Genomic DNA, 3,301 nt, shown 5'->3' with positions numbered 1-3,301 from the left:
CTTACTGCCGCTGCTATTCTGCAAATTATGTGGGTATACCCCGTCGACCATCCCGTATGGGTTTCGCTAACAGTTCTATCCATAAGTGCGGCCTACATTCAAACGGTATTGCTTTTTGCAGGAACATGGGAGTTGATTAACGAAAAGAAGTTTCATAAGCCCCGGCTTTATCTGATGCTGCTGTCTGCGCTTATACTTGCAGCCATATCCAGTGTAGTGTTCCTGGGTGATCTAACCGCCTCTGATGAGAGATTCTTTGTAAGGGTTAGCCTGAGGGCCATCATCACCGGCATAGGTTTCCTGGCTACCGGGGTCTGGATAATGGTCACCACGGCTACATTTAAAGGTCTGGGCAAAAAGTTGCTTACAGTGGCTTTTATAGTTTTTGGCCTGGAACAAATCAATTATTTTATAGTAGGCCTGCTTCCACTGTTAGGCATCGAATATAAATTTCCGTATGTAGCCCACCTGGGCCTTCTGGATTTTTTCCTGCAGGCACTCATTGGTATGGGCATGGTCATTTGGCTGCTTGAAAATGAAAGAAGGGATTTGAAAAAAGCCAATGCTGACCTGGATAGTTTCTTCTACAGCACCTCTCACGACTTACGATCACCTATAGCTTCAATACTTGGCCTTACCTATCTGGCCAAGCACCAGAGCAAGGACCAGGAAACCCTGGAAATCTTTGAAAGGATTGAAGGCCGCATCCAAAAACTGGACGAGGTTATAAATGACATCCTGAACTATTCAAAAAATAGCAAACGGACGCTAAATGTAACCAAGCTTGATTTCAACGTGCTGCTTGATGATGTTATCGGTTCCATAAAGTTCGCAAAAGGGGCATCTTCCATCAGACTTGACTATGAGCCTGACGAAAAGAACCAGCTCAATGGTGACAAAGACCGGCTGGTAACGATATTGAATAACCTTATTTCAAACTCCGTAAAATATCATGACCTCTCAAAGCAGGATCCTCACATAAAAATCAGCTTTCATAAATCGGGCGGTATGGTAACCATAACCATCGCCGATAACGGCAGTGGCATTGATCCAAAAGACCATACCAAGGTTTTTGATATGTTTTACAGGGCCTCCACAGACTCCCAGGGCTCTGGTTTAGGACTATTCATCGTAAAGGAGGCAGTGAAAAAACTCAACGGTACCATATCACTGGAATCAGCTCCCGGTGTAGGCTCAACCTTTAAGGTCGTAATACCTGAGCCAGAGCTGTAATCCCGTTGAGTATTTCCATAAAAGTTCTGTCGTTTCCCGGAAGTTAAGGATTATCTGCTTTTAAGAATTGAACATGCACACCTTGAGTACATCATGGATAACAGAAGGTTGAACAGGGTCAGTTCAACCTCTTTAACTTGGCTATTTCTTTATCATTTAAAAACCGCCACTTGCCCCTTGGGAGGTTAAGTTTATCCAGAGGACCATACATCACTCTATCCAACTTTACAACTTCATAGCCAAGGTGCTCAAATATGCGTCTCACGATCCGGTTTTTACCTATATGGATCTCTATGCCAATCATCTTTTTATTGTTGTCCACAATGGCAAGTCCATCTACAATGGCAAGTCCGTCCTCCAGCTCAAGGCCGTTTTCAATCTTGATAAAGTCTTCCTTGGTAATATTCTTGTCCAGCTCTACTTTATATATTTTTCTTACCCGGTGAGAGGGGTGAGCAAGCTTTCTGGCCAGTTCCCCGTCATTAGTGAACAGCAGCAAGCCAGTAGTATTCCTATCCAGCCTGCCTACAGGATAGATCCGCTCTTCGCAAGCGTTTTTTACCAACTCCATCACCGTTCTGCGGTTTTCCGGGTCGTCAGTGGTAGTTATAAAATCTTTTGGTTTATTGAGAAGCACATAAACCGGCTTCTCCGGTGTTAGCTTTTTGCCTTTATAGACAACTTTATCCGTCGGCTCTACTTTATAACCAAGCTCGGTAACTACCTGGCCGTTAACTTTAATCTCCCCCGCGGCTATAAGTTTATCCGCTTCCCGTCTGGAGCATACGCCGGCGTTGGCAATGTACTTATTTAAGCGAACCTCATTGGAGGCTTCCTGCTTTGGGGCAGTGGCTTTGCCAGACTTGGACTGTGGCTTTGCTTTAGCCCCTTTGCCTGGTCTGCTACGATTATTTTCTGATTTTCCTGATTTTTTCATAAGGGTAACGCAGTATCACTACTGGATTTAATGGTGTAATGGAGAGGTCAGTTTTCTGATTCCTCTCCAATTGAATTATCATCTGCCGGAGTAAAATCCTTCGGTGTCGGCAGTTCGTTGAGGCTATTGATCCCAAAGTATTCCATAAAGAAATCACTCGTACCATATAGCAACGGCCTGCCTATTGACTCTGACTTTCCTTTGATCTCCAGCAATCCTTTTTCAAGCAGTTTTTGCACTGCATAGTCGCAGTTAACACCACGTATGCTCTCCACATCTGATTTGGTCACCGGTTGCTTATAAGCAATGATAGAAAGTGTTTCCAATGCCGATGTAGACAGCCTTCTTTTAGACTGCTGTTTGAGCATTATGCCAATACTGGCCTGATAAGCCGGCTTGGTTAAGAACTGGTAGCCTCCTCCGGAGTGGTTCAAACCAAAGGAATGTTCATCCGACTCGAATTTTTCTTCCAGCCTTTTTAATGCTTCCTCAATATCTTTTTCCGGCACATCGGCCTCAAACATCTCAGAGAGGCAGGCCTTTAGTTCATTAACCTTTATAGGGCTGGGCGAACAAAATATCAACGCCTCTATATGATTCTGAAGAAAATCCACGGATTAACTCTGCTGGCTCAGTTTAGCTTCTATCGATTGAGTAGTATGAGGTACAGCACGTAAACGATCCTTGGAGATCAGCTTGCCTGTTACGGAACATACTCCATAAGTACCATTTTTTATCCTTACCAATGCACTCTCCAGATTGTTGATAAACTTCTGTTGACGCGCCGCCAATTGACTCAGGTTTTCCTTCTCAGCAGTATCCGCACCATCCTCAAGTACTTTCGTATTCCCGGAAGTAGAGTCAGTACCCTCATCATTACTCTTGTTAAGGGTTTCCTTTAATATTTTAAGCTCGTTTTTGGCTTTCTCTAATTTTTCGATAATGAGTTCTTCAAACTCATTTAACTCTGCCTCTGAATACCTGGTCTTTTCTTCCTTACTCATTATGCTAAAATTTTAGGTTTAATACATCGGTTCCAATAAAACCGCCTAAAAATAGTTTATGGAACCCAAAACAAAAAAGATTATATTGAATAAATTGTTTCAGGTCTAAACAAATTTAATTTAAAAT

At 43.0% G+C, this 3,301-nt stretch carries 4 protein-coding genes; 1 reads left to right on the top strand and 3 read right to left on the bottom strand.

The genetic code is table 11. The features are described from left to right. On the top strand, positions 1-1,233 hold a 1,233-nt coding region (locus E1163_RS01540), incomplete at its 5' end, for a sensor histidine kinase (protein WP_221417902.1). A 118-nt stretch (positions 1,234-1,351) separates the two neighbouring features. Here E1163_RS01540 and E1163_RS01535 read toward each other — a convergent pair. The 3 genes from E1163_RS01535 to E1163_RS01525 are packed head-to-tail and all read right to left on the bottom strand — an operon-like array spanning position 1,352 to position 3,174. Continuing rightward, entirely contained in the window at positions 1,352-2,170 is an 819-nt protein-coding gene (locus E1163_RS01535) for a pseudouridine synthase (protein ID WP_155168764.1), read from the bottom strand. A 47-nt stretch (positions 2,171-2,217) separates the two neighbouring features. After that, positions 2,218-2,784 carry an SMC-Scp complex subunit ScpB gene (gene scpB / locus E1163_RS01530; RefSeq protein WP_343033716.1) on the bottom strand — a complete coding sequence of 189 codons (567 nt, stop codon included), beginning with the start codon at positions 2,782-2,784 and terminating at the stop codon, positions 2,218-2,220. A 3-nt stretch (positions 2,785-2,787) separates the two neighbouring features. Continuing rightward, positions 2,788-3,174 carry a TraR/DksA family transcriptional regulator gene (locus tag E1163_RS01525; protein ID WP_155168763.1) on the bottom strand — a complete coding sequence of 129 codons (387 nt, stop codon included), beginning with the start codon at positions 3,172-3,174 and terminating at the stop codon, positions 2,788-2,790. Positions 3,175-3,301: the final 127 nt, after the last annotated feature.

Source organism: Fulvivirga kasyanovii, from assembly GCF_009711405.1.
Taxonomy (GTDB): Bacteria; Bacteroidota; Bacteroidia; order Cytophagales; family Cyclobacteriaceae; genus Fulvivirga; species Fulvivirga kasyanovii.
This window is presented reverse-complemented; position numbering and strand designations above follow the sequence as displayed.

Bases quoted from the DNA above. Each gene is read 5' to 3' on its own strand.
- E1163_RS01535 (WP_155168764.1), bottom strand. From the start codon at position 2,170: ATGAAAAAATCAGGAAAATCAGAAAATAATCGTAGCAGACCAGGCAAA.
- E1163_RS01525 (WP_155168763.1), bottom strand. From the start codon at position 3,174: ATGAGTAAGGAAGAAAAGACCAGGTATTCAGAGGCAGAGTTAAATGAG.